The 18,149-nt window shown below is 70.4% G+C and carries 20 protein-coding genes; 7 read left to right on the top strand and 13 right to left on the bottom strand.

Translation table 11 applies throughout. The features are described from left to right. Positions 1 to 12 precede the first annotated feature (12 nt). Both MQP27_RS29690 and MQP27_RS29685 read right to left on the bottom strand, forming a co-directional pair. The gene (locus MQP27_RS29690) at positions 13 to 723 is read right to left on the bottom strand and encodes a ferredoxin reductase (RefSeq protein WP_242769031.1); all 711 of its coding nucleotides are present in this window, start codon (positions 721 to 723) and stop codon (positions 13 to 15) included. Between the two features lie 2 nt (positions 724 to 725). Further along, entirely contained in the window at positions 726 to 1,325 is a 600-nt protein-coding gene (locus MQP27_RS29685) for a sulfite oxidase-like oxidoreductase (protein WP_242769030.1), read from the bottom strand. Positions 1,326 to 1,478: 153 nt separating this feature from the next. Between MQP27_RS29685 and MQP27_RS29680 the strand changes: the two genes are divergently transcribed. Then, a complete protein-coding gene (locus MQP27_RS29680; protein ID WP_242769029.1) occupies positions 1,479 to 2,222 on the top strand; it encodes a maleylpyruvate isomerase family mycothiol-dependent enzyme in 744 nt (247 codons plus the stop codon). 3 nt (positions 2,223 to 2,225) lie between these two features. Here the strand turns inward: MQP27_RS29680 and MQP27_RS29675 are convergent, their stop codons facing one another. After that, on the bottom strand, positions 2,226 to 2,603 hold the full coding sequence (locus tag MQP27_RS29675) for a MarR family winged helix-turn-helix transcriptional regulator (protein ID WP_242769028.1): 378 nt from the start codon (positions 2,601 to 2,603) through the stop codon (positions 2,226 to 2,228). Positions 2,604 to 2,689: 86 nt separating this feature from the next. Here MQP27_RS29675 and MQP27_RS29670 point away from each other — a divergent pair, with 86 nt between their 5' ends. Next, on the top strand, positions 2,690 to 4,174 hold the full coding sequence (locus tag MQP27_RS29670; RefSeq protein ID WP_242769027.1) for an MFS transporter: 1,485 nt from the start codon (positions 2,690 to 2,692) through the stop codon (positions 4,172 to 4,174). Between the two features lie 72 nt (positions 4,175 to 4,246). Further along, complete coding sequence (locus MQP27_RS29665; protein ID WP_242769026.1) at positions 4,247 to 4,531, top strand: DUF6332 family protein; 285 nt, start codon at positions 4,247 to 4,249, stop codon at positions 4,529 to 4,531. On the opposite strand, the gene MQP27_RS29660 is transcribed toward MQP27_RS29665, so the two are convergent. The 3 genes from MQP27_RS29660 to MQP27_RS29650 form a co-directional block, all read right to left on the bottom strand. Beyond that, complete coding sequence (locus MQP27_RS29660) at positions 4,492 to 5,157, bottom strand: response regulator transcription factor (protein ID WP_242769025.1); 666 nt, start codon at positions 5,155 to 5,157, stop codon at positions 4,492 to 4,494. The two genes, MQP27_RS29665 and MQP27_RS29660, sit on opposite strands and share 40 nt — an antisense overlap. Then, the gene (locus MQP27_RS29655; protein WP_242769024.1) at positions 5,154 to 6,407 is read right to left on the bottom strand and encodes a sensor histidine kinase; all 1,254 of its coding nucleotides are present in this window, start codon (positions 6,405 to 6,407) and stop codon (positions 5,154 to 5,156) included. Before MQP27_RS29655 ends, MQP27_RS29660 begins: the two co-directional genes overlap by 4 nt. A gap of 92 nt (positions 6,408 to 6,499) precedes the next feature. Further along, positions 6,500 to 7,180, bottom strand: a complete 681-nt coding sequence (locus tag MQP27_RS29650; RefSeq protein WP_242769023.1) for a TetR/AcrR family transcriptional regulator — start codon at positions 7,178 to 7,180, stop codon at positions 6,500 to 6,502. Between the two features lie 223 nt (positions 7,181 to 7,403). Between MQP27_RS29650 and MQP27_RS29645 the strand changes: the two genes are divergently transcribed. Further along, complete coding sequence (locus tag MQP27_RS29645) at positions 7,404 to 7,853, top strand: nitroreductase family deazaflavin-dependent oxidoreductase (RefSeq protein ID WP_242769022.1); 450 nt, start codon at positions 7,404 to 7,406, stop codon at positions 7,851 to 7,853. A gap of 52 nt (positions 7,854 to 7,905) precedes the next feature. On the opposite strand, the gene MQP27_RS29640 is transcribed toward MQP27_RS29645, so the two are convergent. After that, complete coding sequence (locus MQP27_RS29640) at positions 7,906 to 9,210, bottom strand: geranylgeranyl reductase family protein (protein ID WP_372511349.1); 1,305 nt, start codon at positions 9,208 to 9,210, stop codon at positions 7,906 to 7,908. A gap of 131 nt (positions 9,211 to 9,341) precedes the next feature. Between MQP27_RS29640 and MQP27_RS29635 the strand changes: the two genes are divergently transcribed. The 3 genes from MQP27_RS29635 (at position 9,342) to MQP27_RS29625 (ending at position 12,588) form a co-directional block, all read left to right on the top strand. Next, positions 9,342 to 10,697, top strand: a complete 1,356-nt coding sequence (locus MQP27_RS29635) for a dipeptidase (RefSeq protein ID WP_242769021.1) — start codon at positions 9,342 to 9,344, stop codon at positions 10,695 to 10,697. Positions 10,698 to 10,764: 67 nt separating this feature from the next. After that, positions 10,765 to 11,472, top strand: coding sequence for an MBL fold metallo-hydrolase (locus MQP27_RS29630; protein ID WP_242769413.1), 708 nt, complete (start codon positions 10,765 to 10,767; stop codon positions 11,470 to 11,472). 42 nt (positions 11,473 to 11,514) lie between these two features. Then, positions 11,515 to 12,588: a protein kinase family protein gene (locus tag MQP27_RS29625; protein WP_242769020.1), complete on the top strand. Its 1,074-nt coding sequence runs from the start codon at positions 11,515 to 11,517 to the stop codon at positions 12,586 to 12,588. Here MQP27_RS29625 and MQP27_RS29620 read toward each other — a convergent pair. The 6 genes from MQP27_RS29620 to MQP27_RS29595 form a co-directional block, all read right to left on the bottom strand. Next, positions 12,558 to 13,598 (bottom strand): NUDIX hydrolase, encoded by a 1,041-nt coding sequence (locus MQP27_RS29620; RefSeq protein WP_242769019.1) that lies wholly within the window; start codon positions 13,596 to 13,598, stop codon positions 12,558 to 12,560. The two genes, MQP27_RS29625 and MQP27_RS29620, sit on opposite strands and share 31 nt — an antisense overlap. A gap of 146 nt (positions 13,599 to 13,744) precedes the next feature. After that, positions 13,745 to 13,957 carry a hypothetical protein gene (locus MQP27_RS29615; protein ID WP_242769018.1) on the bottom strand — a complete coding sequence of 71 codons (213 nt, stop codon included), beginning with the start codon at positions 13,955 to 13,957 and terminating at the stop codon, positions 13,745 to 13,747. Positions 13,958 to 13,995: 38 nt separating this feature from the next. Beyond that, positions 13,996 to 14,151: a hypothetical protein gene (locus MQP27_RS29610; protein ID WP_242769017.1), complete on the bottom strand. Its 156-nt coding sequence runs from the start codon at positions 14,149 to 14,151 to the stop codon at positions 13,996 to 13,998. Positions 14,152 to 14,885: 734 nt separating this feature from the next. Continuing rightward, positions 14,886 to 15,812: a carbohydrate ABC transporter permease gene (locus MQP27_RS29605; protein ID WP_242769016.1), complete on the bottom strand. Its 927-nt coding sequence runs from the start codon at positions 15,810 to 15,812 to the stop codon at positions 14,886 to 14,888. Then, positions 15,809 to 16,726, bottom strand: coding sequence for a carbohydrate ABC transporter permease (locus MQP27_RS29600; protein WP_242769015.1), 918 nt, complete (start codon positions 16,724 to 16,726; stop codon positions 15,809 to 15,811). Before MQP27_RS29600 ends, MQP27_RS29605 begins: the two co-directional genes overlap by 4 nt. A gap of 36 nt (positions 16,727 to 16,762) precedes the next feature. Further along, on the bottom strand, positions 16,763 to 18,031 hold the full coding sequence (locus MQP27_RS29595) for an ABC transporter substrate-binding protein (protein ID WP_242769014.1): 1,269 nt from the start codon (positions 18,029 to 18,031) through the stop codon (positions 16,763 to 16,765). Between the last annotated feature and the right edge of the window lie 118 nt (positions 18,032 to 18,149).

The following is an 18,149-nucleotide window of genomic DNA, read 5'->3' as shown; positions in this document are numbered from 1 at the left end:
GGAGGCCTCCGGTCAGCCGAAGCGTTCGGTGCGGATGGTGGCGGGGTCGCGCCCGAGGTCGAGGAGCAGATCGCCGACGGTCTCCACGAAGCCGGTGGGACCGCAGACGTAGACGGTGCCGGTGGATTCGAGCCGGGCGGCCGGCTTCTCCAGGTCGGAGAGGGTGAGGCGGGCGGGGGCGCGGGCGGTGCCGGGCGGGGCCTGCCGGGTGTACAGGAGGCGGACGTCGAGTCGGGGATCGTGGTCGGTGAGCTCGTCGGCGTACCAGACGTCGGCGGGGGTCCGGACGGAGTACAGCAGCTGGAGGAGGCTCGGTGCGCCTGCCCGGCGGTGGGCGCGGATCATCGCCGCGAGGGGTACGACTCCGGAGCCGCCCGCGATCAGCAGGGCGGGCTCGGTCTGCTCGGGGCGCCGGACGAACCAGTTGCCGAGCGGCCCGCGCACCTCGACCTCGGCGCCGGGCGGCAGCTCCTCGGCGAGGTAGGGCGAGACCTCGCCGCCGGGCACGGACTGCACGCCCAGCTCGATCCGGTCGCCGTCGGCGGGCGCCGCCAGCGAGTAGCTGCGTACGGCCTGATAGCCGTCGTCGGCCGTGAGCCGCACGTCGACGTGCTGGCCGGGCAGATGGCCGGGCCAGCCGGGCACGGTGAAGACGAGGGAGCGGGCGGTGGCGGTCTGTGGGCGGCGCTCGTCGAGCCGGGCCGCGCGCCAGGCGAGGGCCACGGTCAGTCCCCCCAGTTGCGCTGCTCGCGCCAGGGGTCGCCGTACTCGTGGTATCCGACGGACTCCCAGAAGCCCGGCTCGTCGTCGTCGCTCAGCCGCAGTCCGCGCACCCATTTCGCCGACTTCCACAGGTACAGGTGCGGCACGAGCAGCCGGGCCGGGCCGCCGTGCTCCGGGGAGAGCGGGTAGCCGTCGTAGGTGTGGACGAGCCAGGCCTTGCCGTCGAGGAGGTCCTCCAGCGGGAGGTTGGTGGTGTAGCCGCCGTAGCTGTGCGCGAGGACGAAGTCCGCGGCCGTCTCGACGTCCTCGAAGAAGGCGTCGAGGGAGACTCCTCGCCAGGGGGTGTCGAACTTCGACCAGCGGGTCACGCAGTGGATGTCCGTCACCGTCTCCTGCTGCGGCAGGGCCATCATCTCGGTCCAGGACCAGGAGTGGGTCTCGCCGGTCTCGGTGGTGATGGTGAAGGCCCAGGTGTCGGTGGAGACGCGCGGTGTGGGCCCGGCGGACAGCACGGGGAACTGCTCGGTGGGGTACTGGCCGGGCGGCAGCCGGTCCGCGAGGGAACGGGCTCTTCCCCGGAATCCGGGTGAGAAGGAGCTCATACGGCATCGGTCCCCTCGACTCGCCGAGCACGACAGCCGGTCGCCTCCCATCATCGGCCGCCACCGCCTCGCCCGCATGCCGTTCCCCTCACCCGCACCGGAAACCCGCGGCGCTCTTCCCCTCGACCGCACTCCATCCGGCACACTCCCCCCATGGAGACAGCGGAGTTCGTGCGGATCCTGGACCGCGAGGGCGGTCTGCTCGCCGCGGCCGCCGAGGAGGCCGGGACCGAGGCCAAGGTGCCGCCCTGCCCCGAGTGGCAGGTGCGGGACCTGCTGCGGCACACCGGGATGGTGCACCGGTGGGCGACCGCCTACGTCGCCGAGGGGCACACCTCGTACCATCCGGACGGCGGGCTGCCCGACCTCGACGGCGCGGAGCTGCTGACCTGGTTCCGCGAGGGGCACCGCCGGCTGGTCGACACGCTCGCCTCGGCCGCGCCGGACGTGCGGTGCTGGCACTTCCTGCCCGCGCCGTCCCCGCTCGCCTTCTGGGCCCGGCGGCAGGCCCACGAGACCACCGTGCACCGGATCGACGCCGAGTCCGCGAGGGGCGGCACACCGGCCGCGGTCGACCCCGCCTTCGCGGCGGACGGCATCGACGAGCTGCTGCGCGGCTTCCACGCCCGCGCCCGGAGCAGGGTCCGCAGCGTCGAGCCCCGGGTACTGCGGGTGCGGGCGACGGACGGCGACGGCGCGGTGTGGACCGTACGACTGTCCCAGGAGCCCCCGACGACCGAGCGCGGCGGGACGGGTGAGGAGGCCGACTGCGAAGTGGCGGGCCCCGCCGTCCAGTTGTACCTGGCGCTGTGGAACCGGGTGCCGTTCCCGCAGGTGACGGGCGACGCTTCCGTCGCCGCGCTGTGGCGCGAGAAGTCGGCCGTCACCTGGAGCTGAACGTCACTCGCTCAGCATCCGCCCCAGTACCGCGCGCTGCACCGGCAGCACCTCGCCGTGCAGTGCGCGTCCCTTCGGCGTGAGGGCCACCCGGACGCCGCGGCGGTCCTCGGCGCACATGGCGCGCTCGACGAGGTCGTCCTTCTCCAGCCGGGCGATCAGCCGGGACAGGGCGCTCTGGCTGAGGTGCACGCGCTCGGAGATCTCCTGCACGCGGTAGGCGCAGGAGTCGCCGGACAGTACGTCCAGCACCTCGAAGTCGCTGGCGCACAGGCCGTGTTGGTGCAGCGCACGGTCCAGTTCGCACTGGGTGCGCGCATGCAGCGCGAGGATGTCCCGCCACTGGTCCACGAGCGCCTGCTCGGCCTTCTTCGCCGCCATGCGCGCACCGTAGCAGAGAAACAACTTTATTGCACGTGAATTAAATGCGTTTGCATCTCATGCACATGCATGTAGTGTCTGTCGTCATGACCTCTCCGCTCACCACTCCCGCGGCCCCGTCCTCGGCGGTCCGCTGGACTCCCCGGCTGTGGGGCACCCTGCTGGTGCTCTGCGCCGCGATGTTCCTCGACGCGCTCGACGTGTCGATGGTCGGCGTCGCCCTGCCGTCCATCGGCTCCGACCTCGACCTGTCCACCTCGACGCTGCAATGGATCGTCAGCGGCTACATCCTGGGTTACGGCGGTCTCCTGCTCCTGGGCGGACGCACCGCCGACCTGCTCGGCCGGCGCCAGGTCTTCCTGGTCGCCCTGGGTGTCTTCGCGGTCGCCTCGCTGCTCGGCGGTCTCGTCGACTCCGGACCGCTGCTGATCGCCAGCCGCTTCGTCAAGGGCCTGAGCGCCGCCTTCACCGCGCCGGCGGGCCTGTCCATCATCACCACGACCTTCGCCGAGGGCCCGCTGCGCAACCGCGCCCTCTCCATCTACACCACCTGCGCGGCCACCGGCTTCTCCATGGGCCTGGTCCTCTCCGGCCTGCTCACCGAGGCCAGTTGGCGCCTGACCATGCTGCTGCCCGCGCCGGTCGCCCTGACCGCCCTGCTGGCGGGCCTGAAGCTGCTGCCCCGCAGCGAACGCGAGAAGGACCACAACGGTTACGACATCCCCGGCGCCGTCATCGGCACCGCGTCGATGCTGCTGCTGGTGTTCACCGTCGTACAGGCGCCGGAGGTCGGCTGGGGATCGGCGCGCACGCTGCTGTCCTTCCTCGCCGTCGCCGTCCTGCTGACCGTGTTCGTGCTGGTGGAGCGGCGTTCGCCCGGTCCGCTGGTCCGGCTCGGCGTGCTGCGCTCCGGCAACCAGGTCCGCGCCCAGCTCGGCGCACTGGCCTTCTTCGGCTCGTACGTCGGTTTCCAGTTCCTGACCACCCTCTACATGCAGTCCCTGCTCGGCTGGTCGGCGCTGCACACCGCGCTCGCCTTCCTGCCCGCGGGCGCCCTGGTCGCGGTCTCCTCGACCAAGGTGGGCTCGATCGTCGACCGGTTCGGCACCCAGCGTCTGATCGCGGCGGGCTTCGCGCTGATGGTCGTCGGGTACGCGCTGTTCCTGCGCATCAACCTCGACCCGGTGTACGCAGCCGTGATCCTGCCGTCGATGCTGCTGATCGGCGCGGCCTGCGCGCTGGTCTTCCCCTCGCTCAACATCCAGGCCACCAACGGGGTCGACGACCACGAGCAGGGCATGGTCTCCGGTCTGCTCAACACCTCGGTGCAGGTGGGCGGCGCGATCTTCCTGGCCGTGGTGACGGCGGTCGTCACCGCCGGAGCCCCCGAACACGCCACCCCGCAGGCCGTCTTGGACAGCTATCGGCCCGGACTGGTGGTCGTCACCGGCATCGCGGTCGCCGGGCTGCTGATCACCCTCACGGGGGTGCGCACCCGCCGTACGACCAAGTCCGTCGTGGTCGCCAAGTCCACTTCCCCGGAGGCCGATCGCGTACCCGTACGCGACTAGGGGGACGCCTCCTCACGTGTGCCCGGCGGGGCCTGCTTGCCCCGCCGGGCACACGGCCGTGAGACTGGGGGCATGGACGGGTACGGGGGACGGCGTCACAAGGCCGAGCAGGACGCGATGGTCGTCGAGGTCGGTTACGCACTGGTCAGCGCGGTGTTCGCGGCGGCGGTGGTGTTCGGGGCGGTGGCCGGGCCGGCGCTCCTCTTCGATCTGCCGGACACCGTGGAAGGCGTACTCCTGCGTACGGGGCTGACGCTCGCGCCCGTCCTGTTCGTCGCCCGGGTCGTCAGCGTCCTGGTGCGCTTCCGGCGCGGGCCTCAGCCCAGCCAGCCCGGCCGCACCAACCCGGACTCGTAGGCGAGGACGACCAGTTGGGCCCGGTCCCGGGCGCCCAGCTTGACCATGGTGCGGCTGACGTGGGTCTTCGCGGTGAGCGGGCTGACGACCAGGCGGCGGGCGATCTCCTCGTTGGACAGGCCGATGCCGACCAGGGCCATCACCTCCCGTTCCCGCTCGGTGAGTTCGGCGAGAGCGCCCTCGGCCGCGGGCTCCTTGGAGCGGGCGGCGAACTCCGCGATCAGGCGCCGGGTCACCCCCGGCGAGAGCAGAGCGTCCCCTTCGACCACCGCCCTCACCGCGCGCAGGAGTTCGTCCGGCTCGGTGTCCTTGACCAGGAAGCCGGAGGCGCCGGCGCGGATCGCCTCGAAGACGTACTCGTCGAGTTCGAAGGTGGTGAGCATGACCACCTTGACGCCCCGCAGTGCCTCGTCGTCGGTGATCCGGCGGGTCGCGGCCAGCCCGTCCAGCGCGGGCATGCGGATGTCCATCAGGACGACGTCGGGCCGCAGTTCGCGCACCCTGCGCAGCGCCTCCTCGCCGTCCGCGGCCTCGCCGGCCACCTCGATGTCCGGCTGCGCGTCGAGCAGCGCCTTGAAGCCGGCCCGCACCAGTGACTGGTCGTCGGCGAGCAGTACGCGGATCACCGGTCGTCCTCCTTGCCCTTGGGCGGTAGTACGGCGAGGTCCTTGAGCGGTAGTACGGCGAGCACCCGGAACCCCCCGTCGGGGCGCGGGCCCGCCTCGATCGTGCCACCCAGGGCGGCGGCCCGCTCCCGCATTCCGGCCAGGCCGTTGCCGCTGCCGCCCGCGTCCGCGCCGGTCGCGGGCCCGTCGTCGTCGATGCGCAGCCGCAGCGCACGCGAGTCGTGCTCGACACGCACGCGCGCCTGCCGCGAACCGGAGTGCCGTACGACGTTGGTGAGCGCCTCCTGGACGATCCGGAACGCGGCGAGGTCCGTGCCGGGCGCGAGCCGGGGCGGCTCCCCCTCGACCGACACCGTCAGTCCGGCGCTGGCGGCCTGCTGCACCAGCTCCGGCAACCGGTCGAGGCCGGGCGCCGGCGCGCGCGGGGCGTCCCCGGGCGTGCGCAGGGTGTCCAGGACCTGGCGGACCTCGCCGAGGGCCTCCTTGCTGGCGGCCTTGATGGTGGTGAGCGCGGTGCGGGCCTGTTCGGGGTCGGTGTCGAGGAGGGCGAGACCCACACCGGCCTGGACGTTGATCACCGAGATGCTGTGGGCGAGGACGTCGTGCAGTTCGCGGGCGATCCGCAGCCGCTCCTCGTCCGCCCGCCGCCGGGCCGCCTGCGCCCGCTCGGCCCGCTCCCGGGCCCACTGCTCCCGCCGGGTCCGGGTCAGCTCGGCCACCGCCGTGATCGCCACCACCCAGGCGGCGACCACGGCCTCCTGTCCCCAGGGCATCTCCGCGTCCCCGGTCGGCGGCAGCCACCGGTACAGCCAGTGGGCCACCAGCACGTGCCCGGCCCAGAGCATGCCCATCGCGGCCCAGGCGGCCCGCCGGTGCCCCGCGACGATGGCGCCGAAGCAGGCCACGGCGACCGTGAGGAAGACCGGCCCGTACGGATAACCGGCGCCGAGGTAGACCATCGCGGCGCCGGCCGTGCCGAACGCGACGAACACCGGATACCGCTTCCGCCACAGCAGCAGCCCCGAACCGACGATCAGCAGCACACGCGCGAACACGTCGAGGTCGGCGCGCACACCGTGCTGCTGATGTGCGGCGTAGTTGGAGCCGCCGAGCACGAAGAAGGTGAGCAGCACGGTGGACGGCCACGGCCACTGTCGTGCCGGCCCCTCCTCACCCCGGCCCCGCAACCACGGCGGCCCGTGCCCCCACCACTGCGGCGGCCCGCCCCCGCGCCCACGCTGCTCGTCCATGCCCGCCACGCTAGACGGCATCCGCCCTGGTGAGCGTCAGCCGGGCGGGGTGACCGGGCGTACTCCCCGGGAAGTACGCCGGCCGACCGCGCCTATCTCAGCCCCACTCCACGGGCCAGCTGCCCCACCGCGTGCCGGAAGAACGGCTCCCGGTCCTCGACCACGCGGTTGAACTGGCCGAACAGTTCGAAGCCGACCAGCCCGAACAGCTGGGCCCAGGCCGCGACCAGGGCCGCCGCCACCTGCGGGGGCAGGTCGGGGGCGATGTCGGCGGCCAGGCGTTCGGCCTCGGGGCGCAGTTCGGCGGCGAGCGGGGGGAAGGTCACGCCGCGGCCCTTGACGGCGTCGCGGACGATGCCGATCAGGACGAGGCCGACGCGGCTGGCGGGGGGGACCGTGGTCTGGGGCGCCGTGTAGCCGGGGACCGGGGAGCCGTAGATCAGCGCGTACTCGTGCGGATGCGCGAGCGCCCACCCGCGTACCGCCTCGCACACGGTGACCCAGCGGCGAACCGGGTCGGTGGCGGTGTGCTGCACCGCCTCGGCGGCCTCGCCGAGCGAGTTGTACGCGTCGATGATGAGGTCGGTCAGCAGGTCGTCGCGGCTGGGGAAGTAGCGGTAGATGGCGGAGGAAGCCATGCCGAGTTCGCGCGCCACGGCCCGCAGCGAGAGTTTGGCGGCACCCTCGGCCGCGAGCTGTCTGCTCGCCTCTTCCTTGATGGCCGCGGTGACTTCGATCCTGGCTCGGGCGCGGGCTCCGTGTGCGCTGCTCATGCGGTTCAGTGTCCCACGAAACCAGAGCAGTGCACACAAACGAGAGCACTGCACAAAAAAGAGAGCGGTGCTCTTGCTTTGGATCACCGATCCGGTGCAGACTCTTCAACAAGCGAAGCGAGAGCAGTGCTCACAAAAGCGAGCGGCGCTCTCGTAAGTGAAGATCGCACCCGAAGATCGCAAGCGAAGATCGCAACCGATGTCTCAACCGATGGGGGTCACCATGTCCACGCACGTCCAGAAGCCCGGCTGGTTCACCGTCAACGTCTTCAACCGCGCCGTCGCCTGGATGACCCGCCGCGGCATCAGCATCTGGGGCTCCCGGGTCCTCGCGGTCCGCGGCCGCAAGAGCGGCGAGTGGCGGACCACCCCGGTGAACCTGCTGACGGTGGACGGCGAGCAGTACCTGGTGGCACCACGCGGTCACGTCCAGTGGACGCACAACATGCGCGCGGCCGGTGGCGGCGAGCTGCGCCTGGGCAAGAACGTCGAGGCGTTCACCGCGACCGAGGTCGCCGACGACGACAAGGTCCCGCTGCTGCGGGCGTACCTCAAGCGCTGGAAGGCCGAGGTCGGCGTCTTCTTCAACGGCGTCGGCCCGGACTCCCCCGACTCCGAGCTGCGTCGCATCGCCCCCGACCACCCGGTGTTCCGCATCACGGTCACCGGCTGACGGCGTCGCACTCGGCCCACCGGGAGCTCACGGCTCGACGCTCAGCCCCTCGTCAGGAGCCGGCCCCCTCCGTCTCCGTCGCGGGAGCCGACTCGGGCGTGGCTGCCGGCTCGGTGTCCGCCTGGCGTCGGTCGAGGGCCGTCAGCGCGCGCTGCGCCATCGGGTGGGTGCGGACGAGTTCGCCGAGGGACGTGGAGCCCTGGGTGATCCCCTTGAACGCGTTCCACGCCGGCCGGAATCCGGTCAGGGCCGCGTGGAACAGGCCGGGGCGGCGCTCGAAGACCGTCAGGAGCCGTCGGCCGACGCTCATCTCGACGCCGAGGCCCGCCTTGATCGCGAACGCGTAGTTGAGGGCCTGGCGGCGGGCGTCCACCGCGTCGTGCGCCTCGGCGATCCGGACCGCCCACTCCCCCGCGAGCCGCCCCGAGCGCAGCGCGAACGAGATGCCCTCCCGGGTCCACGGCTCCAGCAGTCCCGCCGCGTCCCCGCACACCAGCACCCGCCCGCGCGAGAGCGGCGAGTCGTCGGCGCGGCAGCGGGTCAAGTGCCCGGAGGAGATGCTCGGTTCGAACCCGGCGAGCCCGAGCCGCCCGATGAACTCCTCCAAGTACCGCTTGGTCGCGGCGCCTTCACCGCGCGCCGAGATCACACCGACCGTGAGCGTGTCGCCCTTGGGGAACACCCAGCCGTAACTGCCGGGAATCGGCCCCCAGTCGATGAGCACCCGCCCCTGCCAGTCCTCGGCGACCGTCTCCGGCACCGGGATCTCCGCCTCCAGGCCGAGGTCGACTTGGTCGAGCTTCACCCCGACATGTGCTCCTATCCGGCTCGCGCTGCCGTCGGCGCCGACCACGGCCCGCGCCAGCAGCGTCTCGCCGCCCTGCAGCACCACGGCGACCGTGCGCCGGTCCGGCACCGCCGAGCCGTGCTGCTCGACGCGCTGCACGGTGACGCCCGTACGCAGCTCGGCGCCCGCCTTCTGCGCGTGCTCGACCAGCTGCTGGTCGAACTCGGGCCGGTTGATCAGCCCGAACAGCATCTGCTTGGAGCGGCGGGTACGGGTGAAGCGGCCGTTGTTGGAGAACGTGACCGCGTGCACCCGGTCCCGGAAGGGCAGCTCGAAGCCGGGCGGCAGGGAGTCGCGCGAGGGGCCGATGATGCCGCCGCCGCAGGTCTTGTAGCGGGGCAGCTCGGCCTTCTCCAGCAGCAGCACGCGCCGTCCCGCGACCGCCGCCGCATAGGCGGCCGAGGCCCCCGCGGGTCCCGCGCCGACCACGACGACGTCCCACACCCGCTGCACGTCGTCCTGCACGCCGTCCGCCGAAGGGTCGTCCGCCGAAGAGTTCTCGCTGCTCACGATGGTCTGCTGCTCCCGATCAAACCGCTGCCGCACTGTCCCCCGCATCCTACGACCGACGTCGCCGCAGGCCACTGTGGGAGGATCCCGATATCCACTCGTACAACGTCGCACCCACGAGGAGCGTGCCCATGTCGTCGAATCCGGTCGCCGAGACCGTCGCCTCGCTGATGCCGAGAGCAAGGGCGGAGCTCGCCGAGCTCGTCGCCTTCAAGTCGGTGGCGGACTTCGACCAGTTCCCGCGGAGCGAGAGCGAGGGCGCCGCGAACTGGGTCGCCGACGCGCTCACCGCCGAGGGCTTCCAGGACGTGGCGCTGCTCGACACCCCCGACGGCACCCAGTCCGTCTACGGCTACCTGCCCGGCCCCGAGGGCGCGAAGACCGTCCTGCTCTACGCCCACTACGACGTGCAGCCGCCGCTGGACGAGGCCGCGTGGACCACTCCGCCGTTCGAGCTGACCGAGCGCGACGGCCGCTGGTACGGGCGCGGTGCCGCCGACTGCAAGGGCGGCGTGATCATGCACCTGCTGGCGCTGCGGGCGCTCAAGGCGAACGGTGGCGTGCCGGTGCACGTCAAGTTCATCGCCGAGGGTTCGGAGGAGATGGGCACGGGCGGCCTGGAGCGGTACGCCGAGGAGCACCCTGACCTCCTCACGGCCGACACGATCGTCATCGGCGACGCGGGCAACTTCCGCGCGGGTCTGCCGACGGTCACCACGACCCTGCGCGGGATGACGATGCTCCGCATCCGCGTCGACACCCTCGAAGGCAACCTGCACTCCGGCCAGTTCGGCGGCGCGGCCCCCGACGCGCTGGCCGCGCTGATCCGCGTACTCGACTCGCTGCGGGCCCAGGACGGCTCGACCACGGTCGACGGGCTGACCTCCGGATCCCGCTGGGACGGCCTGCAGTACGACGAGCAGCAGTTCCGGCGGGACGCGAAGGTGCTGGACGGTGTCGAGCTGATCGGCTCGGGCACGGTCGCCGACCGCATCTGGGCCCGCCCTGCCGTCACCGTCCTCGGCATCGACTGCCCGCCGGTCGTCGGCGCCACCCCGTCCGTGCAGGCCGGCGCCCGGGCCACGGTCAGCCTCCGGGTGCCGCCGGGCGTGGACGCCACCGAGGCGACGAAGCTGCTGCAGGCCCACCTGGAGGCGCACACGCCGTGGGGTGCCCGGGTGAGCATCGAACAGGTCGGCCAGGGCCAGGCGTTCAGCGCGGACACGACCAGCCCGGCGTACGCGGCGATGGCCCGGGCCATGTCGGTGGCCTACCCCGGCCAGGAGATGCAGTACGCCGGCCAGGGCGGCTCGATCCCCCTCTGCAACACCCTCGCCTCCCTCTACCCGCAGGCCGAGATCCTCCTGATCGGCCTGAGCGAGCCGGAGGCCCAGATCCACGCCGTCGACGAGAGCGTCTCCCCGGAGGAGCTGGAGCGCCTGTCGGTGACGGAGGCCCTGTTCCTGCGCAACTACGCGGCGAGCTGACCGCTCTGCCGTCAGCAGAGGGCCCTCGTCCGGGGACGGGGGCCCTTCTACGGTCGCGTCCATGTCCATGGAAGTCGTAGAACTCATCCCCGGCCACCTCCACCTCCTCCGCTTCCCCGTCGGCCAGGCCTACGTCTGGCGCGACGGTGAGGACTTGACACTGGTCGACGCGGGTCCGCCGGGTTCAGGGGCGGCCATCGCCGCCGTGGCGGCGTCCCTCGGCGACATCCGGCGCATCGTGTTGACCCATTTCCACGAGGACCACGCGGGTGGAACGGCCCAACTCGCGAGACTCAGCGGCGCGGAGGTCCTCGCCCACCGCATGGACGCCCCGGTCGTCCGGGGTGAACTCCCGGCCCCGCCGCCGGTGTTCGAGGACTGGGAGCGCCCGCTCCACGCACAGGCTGTCCGGCGTCTCCCACAGGGCGACTGGTCGCGGCCGACGGCCATCACCGAACTCTCCGCCGACGAGGTTCTCGACTTCGGCGGCGGAGCACACGTGATCCACGTCCCCGGTCACACCCACGGCAGTGTCGCCCTCCATCTCCCGGCCCACGGCGTCCTGTTCACGGGCGACGCCGTCGCCGCTTCGCCGGTCGACGGCAAGGTGATGCCCGGCGTCTTCAACCTGGATCGCGCGCAGGCCATGGCCTCTTTCCACCGGTTGGCCGAACTCGACACCGACGTGGCCTGTTTCGGCCATGGCGATCCGGTGGTCGGGAGGGCTTCGGCGGCGATCCGGCGATCGGCGGACACGTACGACGCCTCTCGCTGAACATGGGGATACGTACGACGCCTCTCGCCGAAGATGGGGCTCATGCCACGCAGCCCCCGCCTCACCCACCACACCACCACCGCCACCACCCTCGCCCAGCTCAGCGACACCGAACTCGGCGCGCTGGTGGCGGGCGGTGTGCCGGCTGGGCACGGAGTCGGTGGGCGGGCGACGTTGATCGATGTCGACGGTGTTCAGGTCTTCGTCAAGCGGGTGACGCTCACCGACGTCGAGCGGCGCCCGGACAACCATCGCTCCACCGCCAACCTCTTCGGCACACCGCCGTACTGCCACTACGGCATCGGCAGCATCCCCAGCCCGGGCTTCGGCGCCTGGCGGGAGCTCGCCGCGCACGAGATGACCACCGACTGGGTACTGGCGGACGCGGTTTCGGGGTTCCCGCTGCTGCACCACTGGCGCGTCCTGCCCGAGTCCGGGAACCTCCTCCCACCCCAACTGGCGGACACGGAAAGGGCCGTCGCCTACTGGGGCGGCGATCCGGGGTTGCGTCGGCACCTGGAGGCCTTACGGACGGCCACCGCGAGCGTCACGCTGTTCCTGGAGTACGTGCCGCACACCCTCCACGACTGGCTCCGCGCCCAACTCGCCGCGGGCGACGCGGACAAGGCCTGCCGCCTGGTGGACGAGGGGCTGGAGGCCATCACCTCCTTCCTCCACGCCCGCGAACTCCTCCACATGGACGCCCACTTCGGGAACATCCTCACCGACGGCCGCCGCCTCTACCTCACCGACTTCGGCCTCTCCCTCTCGTCACGCTTCCGACTCGCCCCGCCCGAGCGCGAGTTCTTCGACCGCCACCGTCCCTACGACCGCGCGTACACCTCCCTGTACCTGGTTCTGTGGCTGGTCACGGAGTTGTACGGCCATCGCGGCGAGGAGCGCTCCGCCTTCATCCGCGCCTGCGCCGGCGGTGCCCGGCCGGAGGGCATCCCGGAGGCCGCCGCCGAGCTCGTCTCACGGCATGCGCGGACGGCCGCCGCGATGGACGCGTTCAGCGGACGGTTCCAGACGGAGAGCCGGCTGACCGCACCTCCGTACCGGATCTGGGAGTACGGCTCCCGCGGTCACGGCGCCGGGATGCCGGCCTCCAGGTAGAGCGCCGCGCCGCGTTCCCGGGCCCGCAGTGCCCAGCGGAGCCGCTCGTAGCGCACCGGTGGCAGCAGTTCCGCGGCCTCCTCCTCGGTCGCGAAGCGCCAGTCGCGCAGTTCGGGGCCGGGCAGCATCAGACGGGCGGCCTCGGCGGAGTCGAGGCGGCCGCCGTCGAAGAGGAGGCGCAGGCCGCCGTAGCCGGGCGGGCGCGGTGCCTCCCAGTCGACGACCAGGAGGCGCGGTACGTCGACGAGGTGGATGCCGGTCTCCTCGACGACCTCGCGCATCCCCGCCCGGGCGGGCGCCTCGCCCGGCTCGACGACACCGCCGGGGAACTCCCAGCCGGCCTTGTAGGTGGGGTCGACGAGCAGCACCCGGTCCTGCTCGTCGAAGAGCAGCACGCCCGCGGCGATCGTCTCGGCCGTCGGCTCGGGCGTCTGCACGATGTCGCACGCGCCGGCCTCGCCGGTGGCGACGGCCTCGGCGATGCGGACGGCGGTCTCGTACGGGGTGAGGGCGCCGCTGTCGACGGGATGGGCGTCCGCGGTGAGCCAGGAGGCGAGGGCGGCGCGGTACGGCTCGATGTGGTCGTACGACCACTGCCGTACCCGCATCTCGCCGTCGGGGAGGTCGGGCGGGACCTCCCGGCCGGCTATTCGCTCGCGCAGGATCGTTTCGGCCGGGGCGAGGAGAATGTGCCGGACGCCGATCCGGCGGGCGGCGAGGCCGCCGAAGATCTCGTCGCGGTACTCCTGGCGCAGCAGGGTCATGGGGACCACCAGGGTCCCGCCGAGCTCGGCGAGCATGGCGGCCGCTGTGTCGATCACGAGCCGTCGCCAGATCGGCAGGTCCTGGTAGTCGCCGACCTCGGCGAGGTGCTTGGCCGGCAGCAGGTGTGCCAGTGTCCCGCCGACGACCTCGGGGTCGAAGAGCGTGCTGTTCGGGATCAGCTCGATCAGTTCCCGTGCGGTGGTGGTCTTGCCCGCACCGAACGCGCCGTTGATCCAGACGATCACGGACTCCCCCTCTTATGTTGGCCCCCTGAGGCTTGCCCGCTCCACCCTGCCACGGAAACCAGCCCCAGTTGAGGGCGCACATGGGGCGGCGCCGGTGCCCCTTGGAGCAGGGGGCACCGGCGCCGTTTCTCCGGCCTCGACCGGGGTCAGTCGTTCTGCCCGAGGACCTTCCCGGTGTCCGAGAGACTGCCGTCGCCGACGGTGTCGGCGACCGTGCCGACGGTGTCCTCGACACTGAGGTCACCGAGCGACTGATGGTCACCGAGCGTCTGGTGGTCGCCCCCGTGCGAGGGGGTGATGGCCGCGACGACGAACCCGGTGGCGAGGGAGGCGATGGCGAGCATGCTGCGCTTCTTCATGCCCGGTTCAACTGCCGGGACGGGCCGAGGGTCACGGTTCAACCGGTCGACCGGCGCGAAGTCCGGCGCCTGCCCAGCAGCATACGGAGCACGACCAGGGCCGCGTTCCGGCGTTCGGGCTTGCGCGACCAGATGGCCGGCACCGCCGCGACCATGAGCACGGAGAGAAGTGCGACTACGGCCGACGCGGTCATGAAAACGACTGCGTGATCACGGACGGCGGCGGCAACTGTCGCAGCGGTAACGGCAACACCGGCGGGCACAGCCCGAGTGCGGCCCGAATGCGATGGCACGGTTTCGTTCCGGGGCCGACGCCCCGTATTCTGGGTATTGATGATTCCCTCCTTGAGCCGAGCGAATTGTCACCAGCGGCTCCCCGTCGTCAGCGGGGGGCCGCATTTTCATTGTGCTCGGCCTCGAGGAACGCTCTGTCGGAAACCGGCAACCAGCAGTAGCCGTCGGAGCGGCGAAGGTGGTTAACAGTGCGCCCGTGACCAACCCGGAGGGAGGAAAGACGCTTCGCGGGGCGGGTTCAGGGCGCGTCACCAGCGGAAACGTCCACGCGCCCGCAGGCCGTCGGACATCGCGCACACTGGGCCAACGCGCCCAAGAGAAAACTACTGGACACCAACTTGGTGACGGTTGGCGGTTTCCATGCCGAGTCGGCTTCCATCCTCCGCCAACCCGCCCGGCCATCCCGGATCGCGCCGCATGCACAAACAGTCATTCATCTGCGGCGAAATTCATGATCCAGACAAGTTGCGGCCAACTCCCTGCCAACTACGCATCGATCGATCATTTCCAAGATCCCCGATGATCGAATAGAAGATCATCCGAATCTACCAACTTGCAATTGAATGGCCGAAAGTCGTCGGCGAGCGGTCGGGCTGTCTGCTGATGGACCCGTCCAGTCATGCTCACCCGCCCGTCATCCCTTCGTCGACCCCAGCGTCAGCCCCGCGATGAAGTGCCGTTGCAGGAGCAGGAAGACGAGGATCGTCGGGAGTGCCACCAGGACGGAGCCCGCGGCCAGCAGGTTGTAGTCGGTGAAAAACTGGCCCCGGAGGTTGTTCAGGGACGACGTGATGGGCAACTTGTCGGGGTTGGAGATGAAGATCAGGGCCCAGAGGAAGTCGTTGTAGATCCAGGTGAATTCGAGGGTGGCCAGGGCCGCGAGCGCGGGGCGGCACAGGGGCAGGGTGATGCGCCAGAACTGGGTCCACACGCCCGCGCCGTCGACGATCGCCGCCTCCAGGATCTCCTGGGGCAGGGTGCGCATGAAGTTGGCGAGGACGAAGACGCAGAAGCCCATCTGGAAGCCGATGTTGACGAGGATCACGGCCCAGTAGGAGTCGTACATCGTCAGTGAGTCGGACATCCACCAGGGCAGCGGGATCTTGTTGAACAGCACGTACAGGGGTGTCACGAGCACCTGTTGGGGCAACAGGTTGCCCGCCGTGAACAACATCAGCAGGACCAGGCCGCCGCGCAGTCTCAGGCGCGAGACGGCGAAGGCGACGAACGCGGCCAGGAAGAGCGTGACGATCACCGCGGGGACAGCGATCAGCAGGGTGTTGGTGAAGTACTTGCCCATGCCGGACTCGGTGTAGGCCCGGCGGTAGTAGTCGAGGGACAGGTGCCTCGGCCAGGAGAGGTAGCCGTGCTGCGCCGTCTCGTCGTACGGGCGCAGGCTGGCGTAGACGGCCAGCAGGAGGGGAGCGAGGAAGAGCAGCGAGACGGCCGTGAGGAAGATGTGCACCCCCCAACGGCCGCGCCGGGGATGGGACTTCGGCGGCCGGGCGGCCGGCGCGGCCGAGCGGTGCACGGGTGCGGTGGTGCGGATGTCTGCCGTCATCGGTCGCGCGCACCTCGCAGCTCTTGGACCAGGAACGTCACGATGAATCCGAGCGATACGACGAGCAGGACGACCGCGATCGCCGAGCCGAAGCCGATCCGGCTCGCCTCGCCGATGATGTTGTCGGTGATGAGGACGGAGAGGAGTTCCAGGCCGTTGCGGCCCTTGTTGACGGCGTAGACGATGTCGAAGGCACGCAGGGCCTCGATCACCGTGATGACGCCGACGATGACGTTGACCGGGCGCATGGTCGGGAAGACGACGCGGAAGAAGGTCTGGCGCTCGTTGGCACCGTCGATCGCCGCCGCCTCCTTCAACTCCGGGTCGACGGACTTCAGTCCGGCGAGGTAGAGGATCATCACGTAGCCGACGTGCCGCCAGCCCGCCGCGATCATGATCATCCAGAGGTTGAGGTGGGAGTCGCCCAGCCAGTCGATCGGGTCGTCGTGATTGTTCAGGACCGTGTTGACCACGCCTTGGTCGGTGCCGAGGATCAGCTGGGCAATGAAGCCGACGATGGCGAGCGAGAGCACGACCGGCATGTAGAGGACGGACTGGTAGAAGCGGCTGAAGCGGACGCCCCGGTCGATCAGGACGGCCAGCAACAGGCCGAAGGGCGTGGCGATCAGGCCGAGGAAGAGCAGCCACATGATGTTGTGGCGGACCGCCGGCCAGAACGGCGGGTAGTTGTCGGCGAGGTTGCGGTAGTTGTCCAGGCCGACCCAGTGGATGTCGCCGATGCCGTCCCAGGCGGTGAAGGACAGCCCGATCGAGGCGAGCGTCGGGCCCCAGACGATGACGATGTCGAGCAGGACCGGGATGCCGAGCAGCAGGCCGAGGACGACGGCGTCGCGGCGGGTGAACCGCCTCAGCCGCCGCCGTCCTCCGGCGCGCCGCGGGAAGGTGAGCGCCACGAACGATTCCCCCAGTGATCAGCCGTCGGACGGTGCTCAGCCGACGGGCTGCGAGAAGATGGTCTTCTTCTGCCGCTCGATGCTGTTGCACAGCCCGTCGACGTCCTTCGGGTTGCCGATGAAGTCCTGGATGGACTGGATCATCACCGTCGAGGCGAAGTCGGGCCGGGTGTCGCGGTCGAGGAACTGCGAGATCTGCTTGGCGGCCGAGACGAGTTGCGCGGACTTCTTCTGCAGCGCGCTGTACGACGACGTGTCGGCGCCGTCGTTGACGGCCACGTTGTTGGGGTCGTACTTGAGGTAGGTGTTCTCGGCCTCGGGCGTCCCGAGCCATTTCAACAGGGCCTTCGCACCGGTGACGTTCTTGGACTTCTTCGCGACGAGGAACCCGTCGATGGGCGCCTCGACCGCGTCCTGACCCCACTGCGGGTCGATCTCGGGGAAGGCGAAGAAGTCGATGTCGTCGCGTTCGTCCGCCGGGAACTGGGTGCCGGGGTGCGGCATGCCGAACACCGCCATGCCGGTCTGCCGCTTCTGGAGGCTCTGCCCGGCCTCCTCCCAGGTCCGGCCGAGGGCGCCCTTCTGGTAGTACGGCATGAGTTCACGCCAGGTGTCGAAGACGTTCTTCACCTTGGTGTCGGTCCACGATTCCTCACCGGCCATGAGGGACTTGTGGAAGTCGTATCCGTTCAACCGCAGATTGATGTAGTCGAAGGTGCCCATCGCCGGCCAGCCGTCCTTGTCGCAGAAGGCGACCGGATTTCCGTCCTGCTGCATCTGTTTGGCGAGGGCGATGAAGTCGTCCCATTTCGCGGGCTGTTGATAGCCCTTCTGCTGGAACAGGCTCTTGCGGTGGAAGACGGCCCACGGATAGTAGTAGTACGGCACGAAGTACTGCTTGCCGTCGTGCGTGGACTGCGCCTTCAGGGCGTCCGAGAAACCCGAGAAACCGCTCCAGACATCGCTGATCTCGGTGAGCAGGCCCTTCTCCGCGAAGTACTGCATGCGGTATCCCGCGAACCACATGAAGATGTCGTCGGGGGTGCCCTGCAGATAGCGGTTGATGTTCTCCTGGAAGTCGTTGTGGTCCTTGGTGTTGACCTTCACCTTCTTTCCGGACTTCTTCTCGTACGCCTGGAAGGCCGCCGCGTACGCCTTCTTCGGTACGGCGTCCGAGGCGTTGGAGCCGACGGACACCTCCTTCTTGTCGCCGCCGGGGCCCTCACCGCACGCCGACAGCAGGGCGGGGAGCGTGACCGCACCGACGCCAAGGGCCGCACCACGTAAGAGATTTCGCCGGGACATCCGATGACCTGCCCATACTTGGGCTGGACCAATCCGCTGGAACGATGACTGTGCCATGTGCCCCTCCCGGGAGTGCCACGCAACACAACCGAACGCGTGGCTTGGATCTCACCTCCAT

Origin of the sequence: Streptomyces cylindrosporus (assembly GCF_022698165.1) — a bacterium.
GTDB lineage: Bacteria > Actinomycetota > Actinomycetes > Streptomycetales > Streptomycetaceae > Streptomyces > Streptomyces cylindrosporus.
The sequence above is the reverse complement of the archived record's forward strand: the minus strand, read 5'-3'. Positions and strand labels throughout refer to the sequence as shown.

What these genes read in the sequence shown, in the direction of transcription:
- MQP27_RS29685 (WP_242769030.1), bottom strand. Translation starts at nt 1,325, where the DNA reads ATGAGCTCCTTCTCACCCGGATTCCGGGGAAGAGCCCGTTCCCTCGCG.
- MQP27_RS29680 (WP_242769029.1), top strand. Translation starts at nt 1,479, where the DNA reads ATGGAGACAGCGGAGTTCGTGCGGATCCTGGACCGCGAGGGCGGTCTG.
- MQP27_RS29675 (WP_242769028.1), bottom strand. Translation starts at nt 2,603, where the DNA reads ATGGCGGCGAAGAAGGCCGAGCAGGCGCTCGTGGACCAGTGGCGGGAC.
- MQP27_RS29670 (WP_242769027.1), top strand. Translation starts at nt 2,690, where the DNA reads ATGACCTCTCCGCTCACCACTCCCGCGGCCCCGTCCTCGGCGGTCCGC.
- MQP27_RS29665 (WP_242769026.1), top strand. Translation starts at nt 4,247, where the DNA reads ATGGACGGGTACGGGGGACGGCGTCACAAGGCCGAGCAGGACGCGATG.
- MQP27_RS29655 (WP_242769024.1), bottom strand. Translation starts at nt 6,407, where the DNA reads ATGGACGAGCAGCGTGGGCGCGGGGGCGGGCCGCCGCAGTGGTGGGGG.
- MQP27_RS29650 (WP_242769023.1), bottom strand. Translation starts at nt 7,180, where the DNA reads ATGAGCAGCGCACACGGAGCCCGCGCCCGAGCCAGGATCGAAGTCACC.
- MQP27_RS29645 (WP_242769022.1), top strand. Translation starts at nt 7,404, where the DNA reads ATGTCCACGCACGTCCAGAAGCCCGGCTGGTTCACCGTCAACGTCTTC.
- MQP27_RS29635 (WP_242769021.1), top strand. Translation starts at nt 9,342, where the DNA reads ATGTCGTCGAATCCGGTCGCCGAGACCGTCGCCTCGCTGATGCCGAGA.
- MQP27_RS29630 (WP_242769413.1), top strand. Translation starts at nt 10,765, where the DNA reads ATGGAAGTCGTAGAACTCATCCCCGGCCACCTCCACCTCCTCCGCTTC.
- MQP27_RS29625 (WP_242769020.1), top strand. Translation starts at nt 11,515, where the DNA reads ATGCCACGCAGCCCCCGCCTCACCCACCACACCACCACCGCCACCACC.
- MQP27_RS29615 (WP_242769018.1), bottom strand. Translation starts at nt 13,957, where the DNA reads ATGAAGAAGCGCAGCATGCTCGCCATCGCCTCCCTCGCCACCGGGTTC.
- MQP27_RS29610 (WP_242769017.1), bottom strand. Translation starts at nt 14,151, where the DNA reads ATGACCGCGTCGGCCGTAGTCGCACTTCTCTCCGTGCTCATGGTCGCG.
- MQP27_RS29605 (WP_242769016.1), bottom strand. Translation starts at nt 15,812, where the DNA reads ATGACGGCAGACATCCGCACCACCGCACCCGTGCACCGCTCGGCCGCG.
- MQP27_RS29595 (WP_242769014.1), bottom strand. Translation starts at nt 18,031, where the DNA reads ATGTCCCGGCGAAATCTCTTACGTGGTGCGGCCCTTGGCGTCGGTGCG.